Genomic DNA, 20,156 nt, shown 5'->3' with positions numbered 1-20,156 from the left:
TGCCCGGGAACGCGGCGCGCGCCGGCGATCCGCTGCGCCCCCGGGCACCTCAGTCCAGGCGCACCCCGCGCAGCAGGAGGAGGGTCGCGCCGACCGCGGCACCGGTGCCGATGAGGACACCGCCCGCTCCGGCCGCCGCCGCGAGGACGCCGAGGAGGCTGGGCAGGGCGATCAGCCCGAGGCGGTTCCCGGCTAGGCGCAGCGCGAGGGCGCGGCCGTGGCGGTCGGCGGGGGTCCGCTCGATCAGCCACGACATCGTGATGGGCTGGCCGATCCCGAGGCCCAGGCCGAGGGCGGCGACCGCGACGAAGAGGAGCACGGTCGGCGCGGGCAGGGCGACGAGCACCAGGCAGAGCGCCGAGATCAGGATGCCGCCCACCATCACCCGGGTGCGCCCGAGCCGGGCGGTGGCCGCGCCGAGGAGGAGCCGCGAGGCCATCGACGCGAGCGCGCGCACGGTGAGCAGGGCTCCGACGACGCCGGCCGGGAGCCCGCGCTCGGCGCCGAGGGCGGGGAGGTAGACGACGGTCAGGTCGACGGCGGCGACGACGGTCGCACTGGTCAGCAGGGCGCGCGCGAGGCCCGGCACCCGGAGGAGACCGAGCGTCGAGCCCGGACCCGCCGCCCCCTCCGCCGCGGGTCCGCGCGGGGACGGGCTGCGGATCCCCGCCGTCGAGATCAGCAGCAGCACCGCGAGGATCCCGCCCACGAGGAACAGCGGCGCCGGGTCGGGCCGCACCGAGCCGCCCGCGAGCACCGGGATGAACGCGGGCCCGATCGCCTGCCCGAGCGACGCGGCGAACGTGTAGTAGCCGAAGCGGCTGTCGAGCCGCGTGCCTCCGCTGCCGCCCGCGACGACGGTCTGCTGCCCGACCACGCAGCCCAGGTGCCCCGCGCCGAGCAGGGCGATGCCGAGGAGCAGCCCCGCGACGCTCCCGCCCGCCAGGAGCAGCACCGCGGCCGCTCCCACTGCGACGAGCGAGCCGACGGCCATCACGGCCCGGGCGCCGACCCGGTCGACCAGCCCGCCCACCGGCAGCGCGATCAGCAGCGGCACCAGCGCGAACGAGGCGCCGAGCGCCCCGAGCGCCCAGGCCGGCACGTCGAGCCGGATCGCCTGGTAGACGGCGGTCGGCCGGAGCAGGAACGCGACGGCCTGGATGAGCACGGCGTGCGCGAGCAGGGACGGAGTCGCCAGGCGGTTCCGCACGCGCGCTCCTTCCCGCGGCGCTCGGCCGAGCACCCGCTCCCCCATCCTCCTCCCGGTGCCGCCGCCGAGTCGCCCGGAAAGGATCGTCCTGCCCCCTCGAGAACGGGCCTTCTCGTGCGACTCAGCCCTGCGGCGGCGTCGAGGGGAGCGCGTGCGCGGGAAGGGTGCCGAGGCGGTGCCGGCCGCGGAGGAGGAACCAGGCCAGGCCGATCCCGACGACCGCGGCGATCACGACGACCGCGCTCCAGCGCAGCTCCTCCCCGTAGACCTCGACGCGCGGCCACGCGAGGTCGATCGTCATCGCCGCGCCCCAGAGCACCGCGACGACGTTCACCGGCAGGCCCGCGCGGCCGAGCGAGAAGCGCCCGGGCGCGGCTGCGGGCCACCGGCCGCGGAGCCGGGCGATCAGCAGCGGCACCGTCACCAGCAGGTAGGCGAGGTAGATAAGGATGACCGCCACGCTCGTCACGGCCGTGAAGATCGCCGGCGTCCCGATGTTCACAACCAGGATCAGCACCGCGAGCACCCCGACGACCAGCGCCGGCGCCACCGGTGTCCCGCGCCGCGGGTCGACGCGGGCGAGCACGCGGCTGCCGGGCAGGGCGTTGTCGCGGGCCATCGCGAAGATCAGTCGGATGGCCGCCGTGTGCACCGCCAGCGCGCACACCGTGATCGCGACGACCACGCAGAGCAGGAGGACCGATCCGAGGGGGCCGCCGAGCACCTGCAGCACGATCCGCTGCAGCCCGCCCGACGCCTGCCCGAGCGCCGGGTCGGCGAGGTCGGGCGCCGAGAGGATCCCCAGCAGCAGGATGAGGCCGCCGAGGACGAAGGAGGCGGTCACCGCCCGCAGGATCGCCGTCGGCGCGGTCCGGCGCGGATCGACCGTCTCCTCGCCGAGCGAACCCGCGGTGTCGAACCCGTACATCACGTACGCCGACGCGATCGCGGCGATGAGGAACGCGCCGGCGTACCCGCCCGGCGTGCTCCCGCCGTAGCCGCTGGTGTCGAGCAGCACGGTCGGCGGATGCACCACGTTCACCGCGAGCACCGCCACCAGCAGCACCGCCGCGACGAGCTCGATCAGCACGCCGACGCTGTTGATCCGGGCCATCAGCCGCACGCCGCGCGCGTTGACCGCGGTGGTGAACGCGATCAGCAGCGCTCCCCAGACCACCGCGCTCACCCCCGCGGAGCCGCCGAGCTGGAATCCGCTCCAGATCTGCGGGAGCGTCGCCTGGTACGCCAGCACGACGGCCGCGAGCGTGACCACGGACGCGGTGGCCATCAGCCAGCCCGCCATCCAGCTCACCGTCGGCCCGGCGAGGCGCTTGCTCCAGTTGTAGACGGAGCCGGCGACCGGGTAGCGGGCGGCGAGCTCGGCGAAGCACAGCGCGACCATGAGCTGCCCGGTGAACACGATCGGCCAGGACCACCAGTAGGCGGGACCGCCGAGCGCGAAGCCGAAGGAGAAGAGCTGGAACGTGCCGGTCAGGATCGAGATGTAGCTCACGCCCGCGGCGAAGCTGCCGAAGCGGCCGATCCCGCGGGTGAGGGAGGGGCGGTACCCGAACTCGGCGGTCCCGTCGTCGACGTCCTCGGTGGTGCTCATCGGGCTCCCCCTCGCGGGCGCGCTCGTCGCACCGAGGTCAGGATGCCAGCCGCCGCCCGGCCGCACGACTCCCCCGTCCCGGGCGTCCGCCGGCGGGTGCTCAGCGCTCGCCCCGCTCCCGGTGCACAGGACTCGGGCGGCCCCCGCGGACGGGAGCGGCGTCAGCCGTGCGCCGCGAGCCGGGTGCGCTGGGGCACCAGGAGCTCGAGCAGCTCCTCGACCCCGTCGACCCGCTGCGGCTCGACCGGGTGCCCGGGTCCGCACGGCTTGTAGGCGGGCGGATCCACGTTCAGGACGTGCCCGACGGGCCGCCCCTTCTCCCAGACCGTGAGGAGGAAGGCGCCGTCCCGCTCGTCGGGGGCGCCGATCTCGAAGACCCGGCCGCGCACGATGGCGCACTGCGGCTCCTTGCGCGCGAGGCGCACCCAGAAGGGATGGTCTCCGGTCATGGTGTCCGTCCTCCCCGGCCGACCCGCGGCCGTGCCCGTAGCGGTCGACCGGTGATCGTGTCGTCGGCGACCCGCAGGGCCACGGTACGTCCGCCTCCCCTCAGCCGATCAGGGGGTTCACTGCGGAGCCTCGCAGTGGTAGCGGACGCCGGTCGCATCCGGGTCCGCACCACGGGGAACCACTCACTGCTCGTAGGAGTCCTCGTAGTCGGCACCACTGGTCAGCTCGCCGTCGCCGGGCTGCACGGGATGCTCGCCGGTGAGCGCGTCGATCCGCTCGCGCAGCCGTACCACCTCCGCCGCGTTGTCCGGCTCGGGCAGGTCGCTCGGCGTGGTCTCGACGATGAGGGCGGCCGCGGCGTTCACGAGGAAGGTGGCGTCGACCGTCCCGCCGTCCGCGCCGATCCCCGTGTACTCGACGGTGTCGGCCGCGCCTTTCGCGGCGAGGGCGACGGCGTACTCGACGAGCGCGTCGGCCGCCTCGTCCCCCACGAGGATCGTCTTGTCGGCGAAGAGGATGTGCTTCATGCCGTCCATGCTCGGCAGCGCCGGCTGCGTGGAGGGAGGAACTTAACAGAGGACCGCCGCTGACGGAAGACCTGGACAGATCGAGCAGAGAATGGCAGGCCGGGTTGTCGGATCCCTCCGGTCTGCGGAAGGGTGGTGGCAACGGCGGGCGCCTGCCGGCCGGAGATCAGGGGCTGGAGACGCCGATGGGGAAGCTGCACTACGACGGGACCGTCGAGATCGACTTCGAGGACCGCGTGCTCGCGCACCTGCAGATCGTCATCACCGCGAAGCTGCGCCGCAACGAGTCGTTCCTGCTCAGCTGGCGCGACGACCACAGCATGGGCGACGGCCGCAGCGCGATCTGGATCCACCCCTCCCACGCGCTCCGCTACAAGTACTTCGGCGGCCGGATGCCCCGCATCAACCCCGCCTGGATCTCCGCGCTCACCGACCTCGCGAACTCCGCGGGCGGGCTGTACGTGATCTCGGAACCCGCCGAACCGGTGCGTCCCCCGGCGAAGGGCGACCAGCTGTGAAGCGCATCGACCTGATCTACAACGGCACCGCCTACACCGTCAACAACAGGAGCCTCGACGAGTTTCGCGCCGAGGTCGAGGCCGCCCTGGCCTCCCCGACCCCGCAGTGGCTGACCGTCAACTACGGCGAGGGTCGCGCGAACCCGGCGCTCCTCCTCATCACGCCGTACACCCCGCTGTCGATCATCACGAACGACTTCGACGAGCTCAACGCAGAGTACGAGTAGCGGCGGACCTCCGAGAGGTCGACCACGTCGTCCGGTCGATCCGCGCCCCGTACCGTCGGGCAGGACCTCGTCGACGTCGTGCGCGGACCCCGCACGGCGACACCCGATCGACACCGCCCGCGCCCCGGCGCGCAGAACAACGGCCGCGGACACCCGGCCAGGAGCCGTGATGACAGATCCCGCCTTCGCCGTCCTCGACGACCTCATCGCCGCCCTCGAGCGTCCCGGCTCGATCGACCCCGGCCTGAGCCGCTCCGTCGCCGTGCAGGCCGCCGTCCTCCGGCTCCCGTCGCCCCGCACCATGCACCGTCCGCGCCCGACGAGCCGCTTCACGGGCCGTCGCCTCGTGCGCCCGGGCAGCGCAGCCAGGCGGGCCCCCGCGCGTCGCCGCGTCGTGGTCCCCGCCGGTCGGGCGGAGCGTCGCTCCGAGCGGAGCCGACGGCTGAAATGGGCGCGGTGACCGACTCCGACGCTCTCTGCGACCCGTATCTGCGCGGGTATCCGATCGACGGCGTCGCGATCTCCACGCTCGGCAGCCCCTTCGGCGGCGAGACCGTCGCCGCGAGCGACAGCACCGCGAGCCGGCTGGACGAGATCCAGATCGACCTCGGCGAGGGCCCGTGCTGGGAGGCGATCCGCGCTGCCGGCCCCGTCTCGGTGCCGGACACCGGCGCGGAGGAGCGCTGGCCGCTCTTCACCGAGGCGATCGGCCCCACGGCGGTGCGCGCGGTCTTCGCCTTCCCGCTCTCGATCGCGGGGCTCTCGATCGGCGCGGTCGACCTCTTCTCCCGCCGCCCCACGTCGCTCAGCGACTCCCTCCTCGGCCGGATCAGCGCCTCGACCACCGCGACGGCGCTGCTGGTGCTGGCCGCGGTGCTGCGCGACAACGAGGTCGAGGAGAGCACGAATCCGCGCTCGCGACGCGTGGTGCACCAGGCGACCGGCATGATCATCGCGCGCTACGGCAGCACGGCCGAGGAGGCGCAGCTGCTGCTGCGCGCCCACGCCTTCGCCCAGCAGCGCTCCGTCGTCGATGTCGCCTCCGGCATCGTGGCCCGGCACGACGGGTTCCCCGACCGCCCTCTCACCGCCCAGGACGACACATGGTGACGAACTCCCGCGAGCGCAGCGTCATCCAGACGTTCGTCGCCCTCTCCGACACACTGGTCGACGACTACGACGTCGTCGACTTCACCCAGACCCTCGTGGAGAGCAGCGCGACCCTCTTCGACGCCGTCTCGGCGGGGCTCGTCCTCGCCGACTCCACCGGCTCCCTCGAGGTGCTCGCCTCCACGGACGAGGACACCCGGCTGATCGAGCTGCTTCAGCTCGACAGCGGGTCGGGCCCGTGCATCCAGTGCTTCGAGACCGGGCGGCCGGTGATCGTCGAGGACGCCCGCGCCGTGGGCGAGGAGTGGGCGGAGTTCCGGACGCTGGCGGTCGAGCTCGACGTGCTCTCGGCGCACTGCGTGCCGATGCGGTCGGCGGGGACGACGATCGGCTCCCTCAACCTCTTCCAGGCCCGGCCGGGGCGGCTCGATCCTGACGACATCGCGGTCGTGCAGGCGTTCGCCGACGTCGCGACGATCGGGATCCTGCACCAGCGCGCGCTCCAGCAGAGCACGGTCACCCAGGAGCAGCTGCAGCACGCCCTCGACAGCCGGGTGCTGATCGAGCAGGCGAAGGGGATCCTCGCCTACGCCCACCGCACCACGGTCGAGCAGGCCTTCGAGGTGCTGCGGGTCCGCGCGCGAGCGACGTCGACCCCGATCACGACGCTCGCCCAGGAGATCATCCGCGACTACCGGCGCTGACGCTCCGCGCCAGCGGAGCAGGAGCGAGGCGGATCCGCGCCGGCGGCGCCGCGGCTCGGAGCTCAGTACTCGTTCTCGAGCTCCCACGTCGCGCGGGGGTCGACATCCGAGGCGGGCACCGGACCGCCGGCGCCGTCGAGCGCGTCGAGGCGCTCGAGGATCTCGTCGCTCGACTCCGCCGCTGCGCTGCCGCTGCCCGCGACCACCAGGGGGACGCCGAGCCCGACGGTGAGCGTCACGACGGAGGAGGGGGCCGAGTCGTCGGCGACGCTGACCGTGCTCATCCGATGCTGCTGCGCGAGCGCGAGCGAGTAGCGGACGACGGCGTCGGCGGTCGCGTCGTCGAGGGAGAGGGAGCCACCGGTGTGGAAGAGCGTCGTCATGGTCAAGTCCTCGCAGGGCAGGCGGATGGGCATGGTTCCGTCACCGGGGGCCAGGATGCGGTGCGCTCACGCTACGCCCCGGGCGCTCGCGGGTGCAGGTCTTGCGCCGAGGCGCGCCCCTGTCGCATGGTTCGCTCCCGACGCCGGAGCAATTCCGCCATGGCTCTGAGGCGGCTCACATGTTAACGTGAACACACGCGTCGGTCCCCTCGGCTCGACGCATCCCTCCCCCGAAGGAAAGGTCTCGACGATGAGACGACGCTCCCCGGAGCCCCCTGCCGCCGCGCCTCGGCGCCGCGTGCGATCCCTCTTCCTCTCCGCTCTCGCCTGCACGAGCGTCGCCCTCACCGGCGCTCTCGTCCCCGTCTCGGCGCAGGCCGTCGACGTCCCGGCGCCCACCGCGCACTACGACATGTCGCACGCCGGCTCGGCCCTGCTCGACATCTCGGGCAACGGACGCAACGCCACCCTGACCGGCCTCACCGACGCGTCCTTCGCGAACGCCGGCGGCGACCAGGTCGCCCGGTTCAAGAACGACGGCTACGCGAGCCTCCCCCAGGGCCTGGTCACCGGAGCCGACAACGCCTTCGCCGTCGAGTACACGGTGAAGACGCAGACCACCGCCAACCAGTTCGGCTGGGTCATCGGCGACGGCGTCGGCCCGTGGAACACCACGCAGCTCGGCAACCACGTCTTCGTGAACCCGCGCAACCCCGACGGCTCGCCCAGCGGACAGGTCCTCGCGGGCATCCGCGTCAAGGAGCCCACCAGCAACGGCGAGACCCGCATGCCGTTCGGCGGCACGCTCAACCCCGGATTCACGACGCTCACGCTCGTCGGCACCGGCACCGGCTCGAACACCGTCCTCACGCTCTACCGCGACGGCACGCAGATCTCGACGGCGAACACGGCGAAGTCGATGGCGAGCATCGTCCCGACCGGATCCACGCTCGGCTACCTCGGGCGCTCGCTCTACACCGGAGACGCCCTGGTGACCGCCGACGTCACCGACGTGAAGTTCTGGGACACCTCCCTCACCGCCGAGCAGGTCGCCTCGAGCATGCCGACCGCCGACGCGAAGGTGTCCGCGACCTCCGCCCTGCTGCGCTCGGACATCCAGCCCGTCCTGCTGGCCGGCAACCCGTCGCTGACCCAGGTCTCCTCGAACCTGACGCTGCCCGCCTCCAGCAGCGGCGTCCCGCTCACCTGGACCTCCTCGAACAGCGCGGTCGTCTCGGCCACCGGCGTCGTCTCGCGCTCGATCGCGCAGAACACCCCGGTCACCCTGACGGCGACCACCGCCCAGGGCGCGACGATCGCCTTCGAGGTGGTCGTGCTCGCCCCGAGCATCAACGACGACCTCGACGCGCTGAAGCTCGCCACGCGCACCACCGAGAACCTCCCCCTCGCGGTGAAGGGCGCCCGGAACGGCACCGACATCACCTGGACCTCCTCGGACCCGGCCCTCGTCACGCAGACGAACACCTCCTACGCGGCTCCGGCGGTCGGCACGGCCGACCCCTACCGCGGCGGCGGCGTCGTCACCCGGCCGGCCTACGGCTCCGGAGACAGGACCGTCACCCTCACCGCGACGGCCACCCTCAACGGCGTCACCGAGACGCGCGCCTTCACGCTGACGGTCGCCGAGCTCGGCCGCACCGCTCCCGCCGCGGGCTACGCCTCGGCGTACTTCAAGTCGGACGGCGACGAGAAGATCTACCAGGCCGCGACCTCGGGCAACGACTTCTTCACCTTCTCGCCGGTCAACGGCGGCAAGGCGGTCATCACCTCGACGACCGACACGAAGGGCCTGCGCGACCCGTTCATCCTCCGCTCGCACAACGGCGACAAGTACTACATGGTCGCCACCGACCTCTGCATCTCCTGCGGCACCGGCTGGGGCGACGCCCAGTCCAAGGGCAGCCTGAAGATCGAGGTCTGGGAGTCGACCGACCTGGTGCAGTGGACCCGCACCAACGGCGCCGACACCGGCATCACGGTGAACCAGCCGGCCGCGGGAATGACCTGGGCGCCCGAGGCGTACTGGGACGACGCCCTGCAGTCCTACGTCGTGTTCTTCTCCTCGCGCCTCTACTCCGACGCGACGAAGACCAACAGCGACAAGCTCTACTCCCGTGTCTTCTCGGTGATCACCCGCGACTTCCGCACCTTCACCGCTCCTCCCGCCACCTGGCAGGACACCGGCTACGCGCGGATCGACTCGACGATCACGAAGATCGGCGACTACTACTACCGCTTCACGAAGAACGAGGAGGGCGGCGCCGCCGGCACCCTCGAGGCCGGGAAGGACATCTTCCTCGAGAAGTCGAAGGTCCTGACCGCCGGGACGACCTCCTCGAACTGGAGTGCCGACCCGAACACCACGTGGCAGCTCACCGACACCCGGATGACCTCGCTCGAGACCGGCCAGGCCGGTGAGGGACCCGAGATCATCAAGCTGAACGCGGGCGACCCGAACGACACCACCGGCACGGGCGACGGCTACGCGTTCCTCGTCGACAACTACGGCGACGGCGGCTACAAGGCCTTCCTCACCTCCGGAGCGGCCATCGCCGGCAGCTCGCAGACGAACCGCCTCTCGCAGTCGGCCGACTGGAACGTCTCGCCCAAGAGCCGCGCCGGCCTCCCGGCCAGCCCGCGGCACGGTGCGTTCGTGAGCGTCCCGCAGACGGTCCTCACCGCCATGAAGAACTGGACCGGCGTCACCGCCGTCGACTCCACCACGACCCTCACCGCCGACGGCCGCACGGTCACGGCGACGGTCGCGGCGGCCGACAAGGGCGACGTCGTCGGTTCGGTCACCTTCACCGGCGGCTCGTGGACCTCGACCGTCCCGCTCTCCGGCGGCTCGGCGAGCGTCTCGGTCCCGGCGGGCGTGACCGGCGTCACGGCCTCCTACACCGGGTACGCGGACAAGCTGGTGCGCACGTCTGTCTCGGCCGTCGTCCCGCTGGACACCCTCGAGCTCGTCCCCGCGGTCGCCACGCGCTGCGTCGCCGGCAAGATCGTGCTCACCGCGACCGTGAAGAACACCGATACCGCTGCCGCGGACGTCACGATCACCTCGGCCTACGGCTCGAAGTCGTTCACCGCGGTCGCTCCCGGCTCGTCCGCCTCCGCCGCCTTCACCACCCGCCTGGCCTCGATGCCGGCCGGCACGGTGACGGTGACCGGATCGGCGACCGGCCAGCCCGCGTTCACCGCGACGGTCCCCGTGGCCGCCGCGCGCTGCTGACGCACTGACGACGAAGGGCCCCCTCCTGCGCTCGCGCGGAAGGGGGCCCTTCGTCGTTCCCGGGTCAGACGGTGGGAGCGAGCAGGTCCGCGTGGTGGGCGGCCGCCACGTTCGGGTGGGCCCGGAGCCGGTAGCGCAGCGCGTTCTCGCCGTAGGTCTCGAGGATCGGCGCGTTCGTCGGGTCGACCGAGAGGCCGGACTTGAGCTCCTCGGGCAGCGGGAGCGAGGGCATGGTGGCCGAGAGCGCGGGATTGAAGAAGAACGGGATCGAGATCCGGTCCGTTCCGATCAGCGGCGAGATCACGCGGTGCAGCGTGGCCTTGAGGTAGCCGCCCGTGGCGAGCTCCAGCATCTCGCCGATGTTGACGACGAACGCGCCCTCCATCGCGGGTGCCTCGATCCACGAGCCGTCGTGCTCGACCTGCAGGCCGCCCTTGCCGGGCTCGACCAGCAGCAGCGTCAGCACGCCGCCGTCGCGGTGCGCGCCCACGCCCTGCTTGGGCTCCGGGTCGGAGGTGCCCGGGTAGCGGACGACCTTCACCAGCGAGAACGGCCGCTCAGCGAACGCCTCGTCGAACACGTCCTCCGGAGCGTCGAGCGCGACGGCCCAGGTGCGCAGCAGCCGGATCGCGACCGCGGCGAGCTCCGCGTGCCAGCGCTCGAAGACCTCGCGGAACTCCGGCAGCGCCTCGGGCCAGAGGTTCGGCCCCTCGAGGCGCTCGTAGTCGGCGACGCCGGGCCCGGCGGGAACGGCCGGTCGGTCGATGCCGATGTCGACCTGCTCGCGGTAGTCGACGTCGCCGTTGGTGAGCTCGGCGCCGAAGCGGGTGTAGCCGCGGAACTGCGGGCTGAGGGTGTTCTCGATCGCGAGCTTCTCCTCCTCCGGCAGATCGAAGAAGCGGCGGGAGACGGCGACGACGTCGTCGAGGAGGTCCTGGGGCACGCCGTGGCCGATGAGGTAGAAGAAGCCCACGTCGTGCGTGGTCTCCCGGAGGTCGCGGCGGAAGGCGGCGGCCTCCGCCTCCCCCCGGTCGAGGCGGGACAGGTCGAGGATCGGCAGGGAATCGGTCATGCACCGACTCTCGCGCACGAACCTGCACAGCAGTCGATTGTTACGACAACCAAAACGGCGGGCCCCGCCACGGCGCGGAAGAGGTTCCTCCGCTCCGCGACCGGGCCCGCCGTGAGCGCCGAGTGTTACGGCGTGGGCATGCCGCCGTTGACGTGCAGCGTCTCGCCGACGACGTAGCTCGACTCCGGGGAGGCGAGGAACACGTAGGCGGGAGCGAGCTCGGCCGGCTGACCCCAGCGTCCGAGCGGCGTCTGCGAGCCGACCTCGGGCAGCTTGTCGGACGGCTGGCCGCCCGCGGTCTGCAGCGGCGTCCAGATCGGGCCCGGGGCGACGACGTTCACGCGGATCCCCTTGGGCGCGAGCTGCTGCGCGAGCGCCTTCGAGAACGTGTTGATCGTGGCCTTCGTGCTGGCGTAGTCGACCAGCATCGGCGACGGCTGGTAGGCCTGGATCGACGAGGTGCTGATGATCGCGGAGCCCGGGGCGAGGTGCGGCACGGCCGCCTTCGTCATCCAGAACATCGCGTAGACGTTGGTCTTGAAGGTCTCGTCGAACTGCTCGTCCGAGAGCTCGAGGAAGTCCTCGACGTGCTGCTGCTTGCCCGCGTTGTTGACGAGGATGTCGAGTCCGCCCAGGCCCTCGACGGCCTTCGCGACGGCGCCCACCGCGAAGTCGTGGTCGGTGATGTCACCGGGGATGGCGACGGCGGTGCGTCCGGCCTCCTCGATCAGCGCGACGACCTTCTTCGCGTCCGACTCCTCCTCGGGGAGGTAGACGATCGCGACGTCGGCGCCCTCGCGGGCGTAGGCGATGGCGACGGCCGCGCCGATGCCCGAGTCGCCTCCGGTGACGAGCGCCTTGCGCCCGGTCAGGCGGCCGGAGCCGCGGTAGGTCGACTCGCCGCGGTCGGCGGGGTCGTCCATCTTCGAGTCGAGGCCGGAGCCCTCCTGGTACTGGGCCTCCGTGTCGATGTCGGCGAACATCGCGGTCGGGTCTTGGAACGTGTACTGGTCGTTCTGCGGAGTCTGGTCGTTCTGCGAGGTCATGTCTCGACGCTAGGCGCGCGGGATCGACGGCCGCGCGTGCTTGACAGCCCCGATCCGCCAGGACACAGGAGGTCTTCAGGAGCCGCGGAGCCCCCCGGATCGGGGAGAATGGTGCGGTGACCCGCGACGACTCCCTGTCCTTCGACACCACGGCGCCGCTGCCCGGCTGGCAGCACGCCTACTCCGGCAAGGTGCGCGACCTCTACACCCCCGACGACGCCGACCCCGTGCTCGGCGCCGACCGCATGCTCGTCGTCGCCAGCGACCGGGTCAGCGCGTACGACGCGGTCCTCGAGCCCGGGATCCCCGGCAAGGGCGAGCTGCTTACCACGCTCTCCCTCTGGTGGTTCGCGCAGCTCTCCGACGTCCCCAACCATCTGATCCCGGGCGCGATCCCCGAGGCGGTCCGCGGCCGGTCGATGCTGGTGAAGACGCTCGACATGTTCCCGATCGAGTGCGTCGTGCGCGGCTACCTCTCCGGCAGCGGCTGGAAGGAGTACCGGGAGACGGGCTCCGTCTGCGGCGTCCCGCTCCCCGAGGGCCTCCAGGACGGCGACGCTCTCCCCGAGCCGATCTACACCCCCGCGTGGAAGGCCCCGCAGGGCGAGCACGACGAGAACATCACCTTCGAGCGCACGGTCGAGATCGTCGGGGAGGAGGCCGCGGAGGCGCTGCGCACCCTCTCGCTCGCCGTCTTCCGCGAGGCGTCCACCATCGCCCTGGCCCGCGGCGTGCTGCTGGCCGACACGAAGTTCGAGTTCGGGGTCGACCGCGGGACCGGAGTCGTCACCCTCGGCGACGAGGTCCTCACGAGCGACTCCTCCCGCTACTGGGACGCCGACGACTACGACGCCGGCATCCGCGGCCGCTCGTTCGACAAGCAGATCGTGCGCGACTGGCTCTCCGACAACTGGGACGGCCAGGGCCTCCCGCCGACCCTCCCGTCCGAGATCGTCGAGCGCACGGCCGCGCGCTACCGCGAGCTCATCGAGCGCCTCACGCACTGAGGCACCGGAACGACCTGTGGACGATCACCACCCTCGCGTCCGGCTGGAGGCCCGCGGCGAGGATCCGGACGAGGCGCGGCACAGCCTCGCGCGGCTCTACAACGGCGACGAGTGGCGCGCCGCCACCACCGCTGCAGACTTCAGCTACCGCTACGCCGCCATCGGCGACGGCGGGATGACCCTCCGCACCTCGCGGATGTCCGGGCGCCTCGCGGGCGGCGTGGGTGACTCGGACGATGTCGTCGTGCAGTGGATCGTGGGCGGCTCCGGCCGGATCGACGTCGGCCGCGCCTCGATCGCGATGGAGGAGAACCGTCCCGTCCTCTTCCCCGTCGGCCGGCCGTTCGCCTTCGACTACGTCGACTTCGACCAGCGCCTGGTGCACCTCGACCGGGGAGTGGTCGACCGGGTCGCCGCCGAGCGGGGCCTCGTCGGGTCCCTCGTCTTCGACTCCGAGCACCGCCCCGACGCCGCGGCGATCCGCCGCTGGCGCACGGCCGTCGCCGACTCCGCCCGCGCGCTGCGCAGCGAGCGCGTCGAGCCGCTGCTCTGGGACGAGCTCACCCGTGCCACGGCCTCCGCGCTGCTCGACCTCTACCCTCCGGAGTCCGCTCCGGTCCCGCCCGAGCTCCTCGCCCCCCGGAACGCACGGATCCGCACGGCCGTCGAGTACGTGCACGCCCACTGCAGCGAGCCGATCGGCCCCGCCGAGATGGCGGCGGCGTCGGGCCTGACCGTCCGGGGCCTGCAGTCCGCGTTCCAGCGGGTGCTCGGGATGCGCCCGATCGCCTACCTGCGCCTGGTGCGGCTCGACCGCACCCGGGAGGAGCTCGCCGTGAGTCCGCCCCTCGGGACGACGGTCGCCGCCGTCGCCCGGCACTGGGGCTTCGGGAACGCGGGCCGCTTCAGCGCGGCCTACGCGGAGCGATTCGGCGAGTCGCCGAGCGCCACGCTGCAGCGCTGATCAGTCGACGAGCTCGGGCGGCGGCTGCCCCTCGAGGATGCGGCTGAGGCCGTCGAGCAGCACCGCGACGGTCGCGGCCTCCGATTCGGGCACCTTCGCGACCATCGCGCGGATCTGCTCGTAGGTCGGGTCGTCGGTGCCGACGATGGCCTTCTGCGCGCGCTCCGTCAGGCAGAGGATGCGGCCGCGGCCGTCGGACGGGTCGGGAGTGCGGTCCACGTAGCCGGCGCGGGCGAGGCGGTCGACGAGGAGGGAGACGGCCGCCGTCGTGATCGACAGGGCCGCGGACAGGTCGACGGCGCGGACGATCTCGTCGCGCCGCTCCCCGACCCCAATCAGCCGCAGGGCCGCGAGATCCGTGGCGCCGATGCCCAGGCGGCGCTCCACGCGGCCGTCGTAGTCGCGCTCCGCCGTGCGCAATCGCGCGAGCAGAGCGAACAGGTCTGGCCGAGCGTCCATCGAGGTGCACCTTCCGAGCGGCAGGCGCCCCGGACGGGAACTCGCTGCCCCCATCGAACCACTTCTCCGGCGATCGGACGGCGTGTGTCCCGAAAGCGCAGTCGGCGCCGAGACTGTTAGTCAACCGACTTAGCAATACCTAGTGTCGACGGTGCGGCACGCCTTCCGTGCGCCGCCGACGGTGAGGAGGTGCGCGCGATGGGACGACTGCTCTACGGCGCACCCGCCAGCTCGCACTCCTTCGAGGACCGCGCCCTGGCCCACCTCCAGACCGTGATCACCTCGCGGTTCCGCCGCGGCGAGGGCTTCCTCCTGACGATCGAGGACGCCGAGGGCCGCCGGTCCGAACTGTGGCTCCACCCCGGCATCCCCACCCGCTACGAGTACGACGGCACCGCCGCGATCGAGCTGAACCCGCACTGGCTGCGCGAGCTCTCGAACGCCTCGAACGGCCGCCTCGGCCTCCATCTCCTCCCCGAAACCTCGTCGCCCGACGACCTCTCCGTGAAGAAGATCCCCGCATGAGCGACCACAACGGCACACTGTTCCGGCGCGGAGGCACCGTCCGCTTCGTCCGCTGGATCTCCTCCCGCGACGGCGGCTGGGCCCCCGAGATCGTGCAGGGGCGCTACCTCGAGCGCGACGACCGCGGCTGGCTGGTCGAGATCGAGGGCACCCCGACGGTGCTCGCGAAGGACGACTGGGCCGTCTACCGCTGACCGGCTCTGCGCTCGGCGTACTGTTGAGCAGGTGCGTTCTCGTGATCGCCGCGGCATCACCTCGGCTCCCCTCCTCCTGACGACCATCGGAACGACGAGCCTCGTCTTCCTCTGCGCGTTCGAGTCGCTCGCCGTGACGACGATCATGCCGATCGTCAGCGCCGACCTCGACGGCCGCGCCCTCTACCCCCTGGCCTTCGCGGCGACGCTCGCGGCCGCCGTGGTCGGGATGGTCGCGGCCGGCTCCTCGGCCGACCGCCGCGGCCCGACGCCGTCGCTCGTGGTCGCGATCCTGCTCTTCACCCTGGGTCTCGTCGCCGCGGGTGCCGCGCAGTCGATGCCGGTCTTCGTGGCGGCCCGCCTGCTGCAGGGGCTGGGCAGCGGAGGGATCACCGTCACCCTCTACGTGCTCGTCGCGCGGGTCTACCCGAGCGAGCTGCATCCGAGGATCTTCGGCGCCTTCGCCGCGGCCTGGGTCGTGCCGTCGCTGGTGGGGCCGCTGGTGGCCGGAGTCGTCGCCGAGCTCGTGAGCTGGCACTGGGTCTTCTTCGGAGTCGTCGCCCTGGTGGCCCTCGCGAGCGCCGCGATCGCGCCGACGCTCCGCTCGCTCGAGCCGCGCGAGCGCCTCCCCTTCGACCGCCGGGCAGTGGGCCGCATCGCCCGCGCCGTGGTCGTCTCGGCCGGAGTCGTCGTGCTGAGCACGAGCGCCGAGCTCGCGCCCGATCTCGCCGGGCTCCTGGCCGCGGCCGCCGTGGTGGTCGTGGTCGTGGCGGTTCGCGCGCTCCTGCCCGCCGGCACGCTGCGCGCCCGGGGCGTCCTGCCGTCGGTGATCCTCCTCCGCGCCCTCGTCGCCGCGGCGTTCTTCGGCACCGAGGTCTACCTGCCGCTGCTGCTCTCGGAGCAGTACGGCCTGCCGCCCTGGCTCTCGGGCGCCATGCTCACCGCGGGCGCCGTCTCCTGGGCTCTCGGCTCGAACATCCAGGGACGCCCGGGCACCCGCCTCAGCCACGGCGGAGCGATGCGGCTCGGCACGTCGCTCGTGCTCGCCGGCATCGGAGTCGTGCTGCTCGTCACGGTGCTCGCCCTCAGCCCGATCGTCGCGGGCGTGGGCTGGTTCCTGGCCGGCGGCGGCATGGGCACGATGTTCCCGCGGATGGGGACGATGACGCTCGCGCTCTCCGCTCCGGGCCGGGAGGGCTTCAACAGCTCGGCCCTGCAGATCGCCGACTCGACCGGCGCCTCGGTCTCCCTCGCGCTGACGGGCCTTCTCGCGGCGGCGGTCACCGGGCTGATCGGGGCCGGGACCGGGGTCTTCGCCGCGACCTTCTCGTACGCCGCGCTGATCGCGATCGTCGCGGTCGGTCTGGCCGGCCGGCTCGACGGGCTCCTGCGCCGCGAGGGACGCCGGGAGCCCGCCGAGCAGGCTCAGCTGTAGAGCGACTCCGGCACGTCGAGGCCGTAGATCGCGCGGCCGGACGACCAGATCACCGAGCAGGCGGCCCGGAGCAGATCGGTCGCGTCGTCGCCGGCGTCCACGATCACCACGGAGTCGCCGTCGAGGCGGACCTTGGCGCCGCGGACGGCGTGCGTGCCGTTCCGCGAGACCGTCGTCGCCGGGTAGGGCAGGTGCAGCTCGCGCAGGTCGCCGAGGATGTACGTCGGCCGGAGCTTGGGCTCCGCGGCGAGGAGCTGCTTGGCCCGGTCGATCCCGGTGAGCACGTGGGCGCTCTCCATGTCGGCGCCGTTCGCGCCGGCGATGTCGGTGTCGAGCCGGTCGCCGAGGAACAGCGGGTTCGTCGAGCCGAAGCGCGCGGTCGCCGCGTCGAAGATGGCCCGCTCGGGCTTGCCCGCGACGACCGGGAGCCGGCCGACCGCGGTGTGCACGGCCGAGACGAGGGTCCCGTTGCCCGGGGCGATGCCGCGCGCGACGGGGATCGTCCAGTCGGTGTTCGTCGCGACCCACGGGATCCCCGTGTGGAGCGCGAACGAGGCCTCGGCCAGCTGCTCCCAGCCGACCGTGGGCGCGAAGCCCTGGATGACCGCCGCCGGCGAGTCCTCCGCGCTGCGCGTCACGGTGAACCCGGCGCGCTCGACCTCGGAGGTGAGGCCCTCCGCCCCGACGACGAGGATCGTCGAGCCGGCCGGCACCAGGTCGGCGAGCAGCACGACCGCCGCCTGGGGGGAGGTGACGACGTCCTCGGGCCGGACGCTCAGCCCCAGCTCGGAGAGGTGCCCGGCGACGGAGGCGTCCGTGCGGGAGGCGTTGTTGGTGATGTAGCCGACCCGCAGCGTCTCGGCCGCGCGGTTGAGGCTCTCCACCGCGAAGGGGATCGCGTCGGCGCCCTTGTAGACGACCCCGTCGAGGTCGGCCAGGACGGAGTCGCGGCCGTCGAGCGGAGTGGGCTCAGTCCTGCTGCTGCGGAACATCGCCGTCCTCCTCGGTGGTGTCGGCGGATTCGTCCGACTCGTCGGCGGTCGGGTCAGCCGAGTCGAGAGCTTCATCCGGGTCCGTCTCGGCGAGATCGTCCGACTCGAGGGACTCGTCCGCGAAGGTCGGCTCGTCCGTGTCGACGACGTCGGCCTCGGCGTCAGCGGTCGCATCGGCGTCGTCCGCGTCCGCGTCGTCTTCCTCGGCGATCTCCTCGGAGCCGGTCCGCCGGGCGTCGTGCTCGTCCGCGTCGTCGACGGCGGTCGGGTCGTCCTCGTCCTCGTCGTCCAGGTAGTCGTCCGCGTCGTCGACCGCGGTCCCTTCCTCGGCGCGATCGGGAGCGGACGCGGCGCCGGCCGACTCGTGCTCCTCCTCGATCACCTCGATCGTCTCGTCGTCACCGCCGCCCTCGGCCGCGAAGACGGCCTGCGCCGCGATGTCGGCGCGACGCTGCCACTCGGCCGCCTCCTCGGAGCGCCCGACCTCCTCGAGGACGAGCGAGTAGGCGGCGAAGAGATCCGGGCTGTACGAGAACGCGCGGTCCGGGTCCAGCTGCGGGATCTCGAGCTCCATGAGAGCGAGCTCCGCCTGGCCGAGGTCGAGGCGGGCGCCGGACATGGCGATGGCCAGCGACACCTGCGCGCCGGGACTCAGCGTGGTGCGGTCGATCGACCGTCCCAGCTCGAGCGCCTTGTCGGGTCGGCCGACGCCGCGCTCGGAGTCGACCATCAGCGGCACCTGCTCGTCCGAGCCGGAGATCCGACGGAAGGTCCGCAGCTCGCGCAGCGCCAGGGCGAAGTCGCCCGTCGCGTACGCCGAGATGGCCAGCGACTCGCGGACCACGGCGATGCGTCCCGCGCGACGGGCCGCCGAGAGCACGTGGCGGTGCGCCAGCTCGGGGTCCTCCTCGAGGAGGCGGCCGGCCATCACCAGGTGACGGGCGACCCATTCGGCGTTGTCCTTCGAGAGCGTGCGCAGCTCGTTGCGGGCGACCTTGTCGAGGTCCTTGGCCTGCACGTCGTCCGGAAGGTCCGGGTCGTCGTGGCGCGGGCGCACCGACTGGAGGGAGCGCCGCTCGCGCTCCTCCTCGGTGAGCTCCGGCTCCTCGCGGGGGCCGCCGCGTCCGCCGCCGAAGCCCTCGCGTCCGCGTCCGCCGCCCTGGCGGTCTCCGCCGCCCCGACGATCGTCCGACCACGGCCGGCTTCCCCCGTCGCGCGATCCACCGCGGAACGGAGGACGCGAGTCCCCATCCCGCTGCGGACGAGAGTCGCCACCACCACGGTAGGAAGGGCGGGAGTCACCATCCCGCTGCGGACGCGAGTCTCCACCTCCACGGTAAGGAGGCCGGGAGTCCCCGTCACGCTGGGGACGCGACTCGCCACCGCGATAGGGAGGACGCGAGTCACCGTCCCGCTGCGGACGGGAATCCCCACCGCCACGGTAAGGAGGACGGGAGTCCCCATCGCGCTGTGGACGGGAATCCCCACCCCCGCGGTAAGGAGGACGAGAGCCGCTGTCACGCTGCGGACGCGAGTCGCCGCCACCGCGGTACGGAGGACGCGAGTCACCATCACGCTGCGGACGCGAGTCGCCGTCACCGCGATAGGGAGAACGAGACTCACCATCGCGCTGTGGACGGGAATCCCCACCACCACGGTAAGGAGGACGAGAGTCGCCGTCTCGCTGCGGACGAGAGTCGCCACCGCGATAAGGAGGACGAGAGTCCCCATCGCGCTGCGGACGGGAATCGCCACCACCACGGTAAGGAGGACGCGAGTCACCATCACGCTGCGGACGAGAGTCCCCACCGCCACGGTAAGGAGGACGGGAGTCCCCGTCGCGCTGCGGACGGGAATCGCCACCACCACGGTAAGGAGGACGCGAGTCACCATCACGCTGCGGACGCGAATCCCCACCGCCACGGTAAGGAGGACGGGAGTCCCCATCACGCTGCGGACGAGAGTCCCCACCACCACGGTACGGAGGACGAGAGTCCCCGTCGCGCTGCGGACGGGAATCGCCACCACCGCGGTACGGAGGACGCGAGTCACCATCACGCTGCGGACGGGAGTCGCCACCGCCACGATAGGGAGGACGAGCATCACCGTCGCGGCGGGGGCGGGAATCGCCCGAGCCGCCGCGATCGTTCGAGGAGCGGCCGGGGCCGCCGGCGCGAGGCGGCCGCTCGTCACGACGTCCGGAGTCCCGGTCGTTGCGGTCGGATCCTGAGTCGTCCATGCGTTCCTCGCCTGTCGTGGTGATGCTCTGTGGAGTTGACCCACCCGAAGGCGGGGAGGACGGCCGTAACCGTCGCACCACCCTAACCCGCACCGCGCTCCAGTGAGCAGCAAGGATCCGAGGTGGTGGTTAAACAGCGATGGCCACCCATTTCTGGGTGGCCATCGTGAATGGTGTCCGGCGGTGTCCTACTCTCCCACAGGGTCCCCCCTGCAGTACCATCGGC

22 protein-coding genes are annotated in these 20,156 nt (G+C 72.4%); 12 read left to right on the top strand and 10 right to left on the bottom strand.

Features of this window, described 5'->3' with window-relative positions; translation table 11 throughout:
* Positions 1–49: 49 nt before the first annotated feature.
* From C5B95_RS11155 to C5B95_RS11140, 4 genes are all read right to left on the bottom strand, one after another.
* On the bottom strand, positions 50–1,210 hold the full coding sequence (locus C5B95_RS11155; protein ID WP_258059953.1) for an MFS transporter: 1,161 nt from the start codon (positions 1,208–1,210) through the stop codon (positions 50–52).
* A gap of 121 nt (positions 1,211–1,331) precedes the next feature.
* Entirely contained in the window at positions 1,332–2,822 is a 1,491-nt protein-coding gene (locus tag C5B95_RS11150; protein WP_104349185.1) for an APC family permease, read from the bottom strand.
* 161 nt (positions 2,823–2,983) lie between these two features.
* Entirely contained in the window at positions 2,984–3,271 is a 288-nt protein-coding gene (locus C5B95_RS11145; RefSeq protein ID WP_104223782.1) for a hypothetical protein, read from the bottom strand.
* A 183-nt stretch (positions 3,272–3,454) separates the two neighbouring features.
* The gene (locus C5B95_RS11140; protein ID WP_146076573.1) at positions 3,455–3,799 is read right to left on the bottom strand and encodes a hypothetical protein; all 345 of its coding nucleotides are present in this window, start codon (positions 3,797–3,799) and stop codon (positions 3,455–3,457) included.
* 185 nt (positions 3,800–3,984) lie between these two features.
* On the opposite strand from C5B95_RS11140, the gene C5B95_RS11135 reads away from it, so the two are divergent.
* The 5 genes from C5B95_RS11135 to C5B95_RS11115 all read left to right on the top strand — a co-directional run bounded on the left by C5B95_RS11135 (position 3,985) and on the right by C5B95_RS11115 (position 6,358).
* Positions 3,985–4,317: an ATP-dependent DNA ligase gene (locus C5B95_RS11135; RefSeq protein WP_104223784.1), complete on the top strand. Its 333-nt coding sequence runs from the start codon at positions 3,985–3,987 to the stop codon at positions 4,315–4,317.
* Positions 4,314–4,544: a hypothetical protein gene (locus C5B95_RS11130; protein ID WP_104247371.1), complete on the top strand. Its 231-nt coding sequence runs from the start codon at positions 4,314–4,316 to the stop codon at positions 4,542–4,544. The genes C5B95_RS11135 and C5B95_RS11130 overlap by 4 nt, the downstream gene beginning before the upstream one ends.
* 169 nt (positions 4,545–4,713) lie before the next feature.
* Complete coding sequence (locus C5B95_RS11125; RefSeq protein WP_104349183.1) at positions 4,714–5,004, top strand: hypothetical protein; 291 nt, start codon at positions 4,714–4,716, stop codon at positions 5,002–5,004.
* Complete coding sequence (locus C5B95_RS11120; RefSeq protein ID WP_181068057.1) at positions 5,001–5,654, top strand: GAF and ANTAR domain-containing protein; 654 nt, start codon at positions 5,001–5,003, stop codon at positions 5,652–5,654. The genes C5B95_RS11125 and C5B95_RS11120 overlap by 4 nt, the downstream gene beginning before the upstream one ends.
* On the top strand, positions 5,648–6,358 hold the full coding sequence (locus C5B95_RS11115; RefSeq protein WP_104239019.1) for a GAF and ANTAR domain-containing protein: 711 nt from the start codon (positions 5,648–5,650) through the stop codon (positions 6,356–6,358). Before C5B95_RS11120 ends, C5B95_RS11115 begins: the two co-directional genes overlap by 7 nt.
* 62 nt (positions 6,359–6,420) lie before the next feature.
* Here C5B95_RS11115 and C5B95_RS11110 read toward each other — a convergent pair whose 3' ends face one another.
* Complete coding sequence (locus C5B95_RS11110) at positions 6,421–6,741, bottom strand: hypothetical protein (RefSeq protein WP_104282669.1); 321 nt, start codon at positions 6,739–6,741, stop codon at positions 6,421–6,423.
* 298 nt (positions 6,742–7,039) lie between these two features.
* Here C5B95_RS11110 and C5B95_RS11105 point away from each other — a divergent pair, with 298 nt between their 5' ends.
* Positions 7,040–9,997 (top strand): glycoside hydrolase family 43 protein, encoded by a 2,958-nt coding sequence (locus C5B95_RS11105; RefSeq protein ID WP_258059952.1) that lies wholly within the window; start codon positions 7,040–7,042, stop codon positions 9,995–9,997.
* A 64-nt stretch (positions 9,998–10,061) separates the two neighbouring features.
* On the opposite strand, the gene C5B95_RS11100 is transcribed toward C5B95_RS11105, so the two are convergent.
* Together C5B95_RS11100 and C5B95_RS11095 are read right to left on the bottom strand one after the other, a co-directional pair.
* Positions 10,062–11,069, bottom strand: coding sequence for an isopenicillin N synthase family oxygenase (locus C5B95_RS11100; RefSeq protein WP_104347864.1), 1,008 nt, complete (start codon positions 11,067–11,069; stop codon positions 10,062–10,064).
* Between the two features lie 125 nt (positions 11,070–11,194).
* A complete protein-coding gene (locus C5B95_RS11095) occupies positions 11,195–12,115 on the bottom strand; it encodes a glucose 1-dehydrogenase (protein WP_104223791.1) in 921 nt (306 codons plus the stop codon).
* Between the two features lie 116 nt (positions 12,116–12,231).
* Between C5B95_RS11095 and C5B95_RS11090 the strand changes: the two genes are divergently transcribed.
* Positions 12,232–13,122 (top strand): phosphoribosylaminoimidazolesuccinocarboxamide synthase, encoded by an 891-nt coding sequence (locus C5B95_RS11090; protein WP_258059951.1) that lies wholly within the window; start codon positions 12,232–12,234, stop codon positions 13,120–13,122.
* Between the two features lie 16 nt (positions 13,123–13,138).
* Complete coding sequence (locus C5B95_RS11085; protein ID WP_104349181.1) at positions 13,139–14,086, top strand: helix-turn-helix domain-containing protein; 948 nt, start codon at positions 13,139–13,141, stop codon at positions 14,084–14,086.
* Here C5B95_RS11085 and C5B95_RS11080 read toward each other — a convergent pair whose 3' ends face one another.
* Complete coding sequence (locus tag C5B95_RS11080; RefSeq protein WP_104326055.1) at positions 14,087–14,545, bottom strand: MarR family winged helix-turn-helix transcriptional regulator; 459 nt, start codon at positions 14,543–14,545, stop codon at positions 14,087–14,089.
* A gap of 198 nt (positions 14,546–14,743) precedes the next feature.
* Here C5B95_RS11080 and C5B95_RS11075 point away from each other — a divergent pair, with 198 nt between their 5' ends.
* The 3 genes from C5B95_RS11075 to C5B95_RS11065 are packed head-to-tail and all read left to right on the top strand — an operon-like array spanning position 14,744 to position 16,699.
* Positions 14,744–15,070, top strand: a complete 327-nt coding sequence (locus C5B95_RS11075) for a hypothetical protein (protein ID WP_104223794.1) — start codon at positions 14,744–14,746, stop codon at positions 15,068–15,070.
* Positions 15,067–15,264, top strand: a complete 198-nt coding sequence (locus C5B95_RS11070) for a hypothetical protein (protein ID WP_068256013.1) — start codon at positions 15,067–15,069, stop codon at positions 15,262–15,264. The genes C5B95_RS11075 and C5B95_RS11070 overlap by 4 nt, the downstream gene beginning before the upstream one ends.
* A gap of 31 nt (positions 15,265–15,295) precedes the next feature.
* Positions 15,296–16,699 (top strand): MFS transporter, encoded by a 1,404-nt coding sequence (locus C5B95_RS11065; RefSeq protein ID WP_104349180.1) that lies wholly within the window; start codon positions 15,296–15,298, stop codon positions 16,697–16,699.
* Here the strand turns inward: C5B95_RS11065 and C5B95_RS11060 are convergent.
* Together C5B95_RS11060 and C5B95_RS11055 are read right to left on the bottom strand one after the other, a co-directional pair.
* Positions 16,690–17,691 (bottom strand): HAD-IIA family hydrolase, encoded by a 1,002-nt coding sequence (locus C5B95_RS11060; RefSeq protein WP_104226795.1) that lies wholly within the window; start codon positions 17,689–17,691, stop codon positions 16,690–16,692. The two genes, C5B95_RS11065 and C5B95_RS11060, sit on opposite strands and share 10 nt — an antisense overlap.
* Positions 17,669–18,748 (bottom strand): hypothetical protein, encoded by a 1,080-nt coding sequence (locus C5B95_RS11055; protein ID WP_104349179.1) that lies wholly within the window; start codon positions 18,746–18,748, stop codon positions 17,669–17,671. The genes C5B95_RS11060 and C5B95_RS11055 overlap by 23 nt, the downstream gene beginning before the upstream one ends.
* Between C5B95_RS11055 and C5B95_RS17195 the strand changes: the two genes are divergently transcribed.
* A complete protein-coding gene (locus C5B95_RS17195; protein WP_146076572.1) occupies positions 18,734–19,921 on the top strand; it encodes a hypothetical protein in 1,188 nt (395 codons plus the stop codon). The two genes, C5B95_RS11055 and C5B95_RS17195, sit on opposite strands and share 15 nt — an antisense overlap.
* Positions 19,922–20,156 lie beyond the last annotated feature (235 nt).

It is taken from the genome of Rathayibacter sp. AY1A7 (assembly GCF_002930845.1).
Lineage (GTDB): Bacteria > Actinomycetota > Actinomycetes > Actinomycetales > Microbacteriaceae > Rathayibacter.
This window is presented reverse-complemented; position numbering and strand designations above follow the sequence as displayed.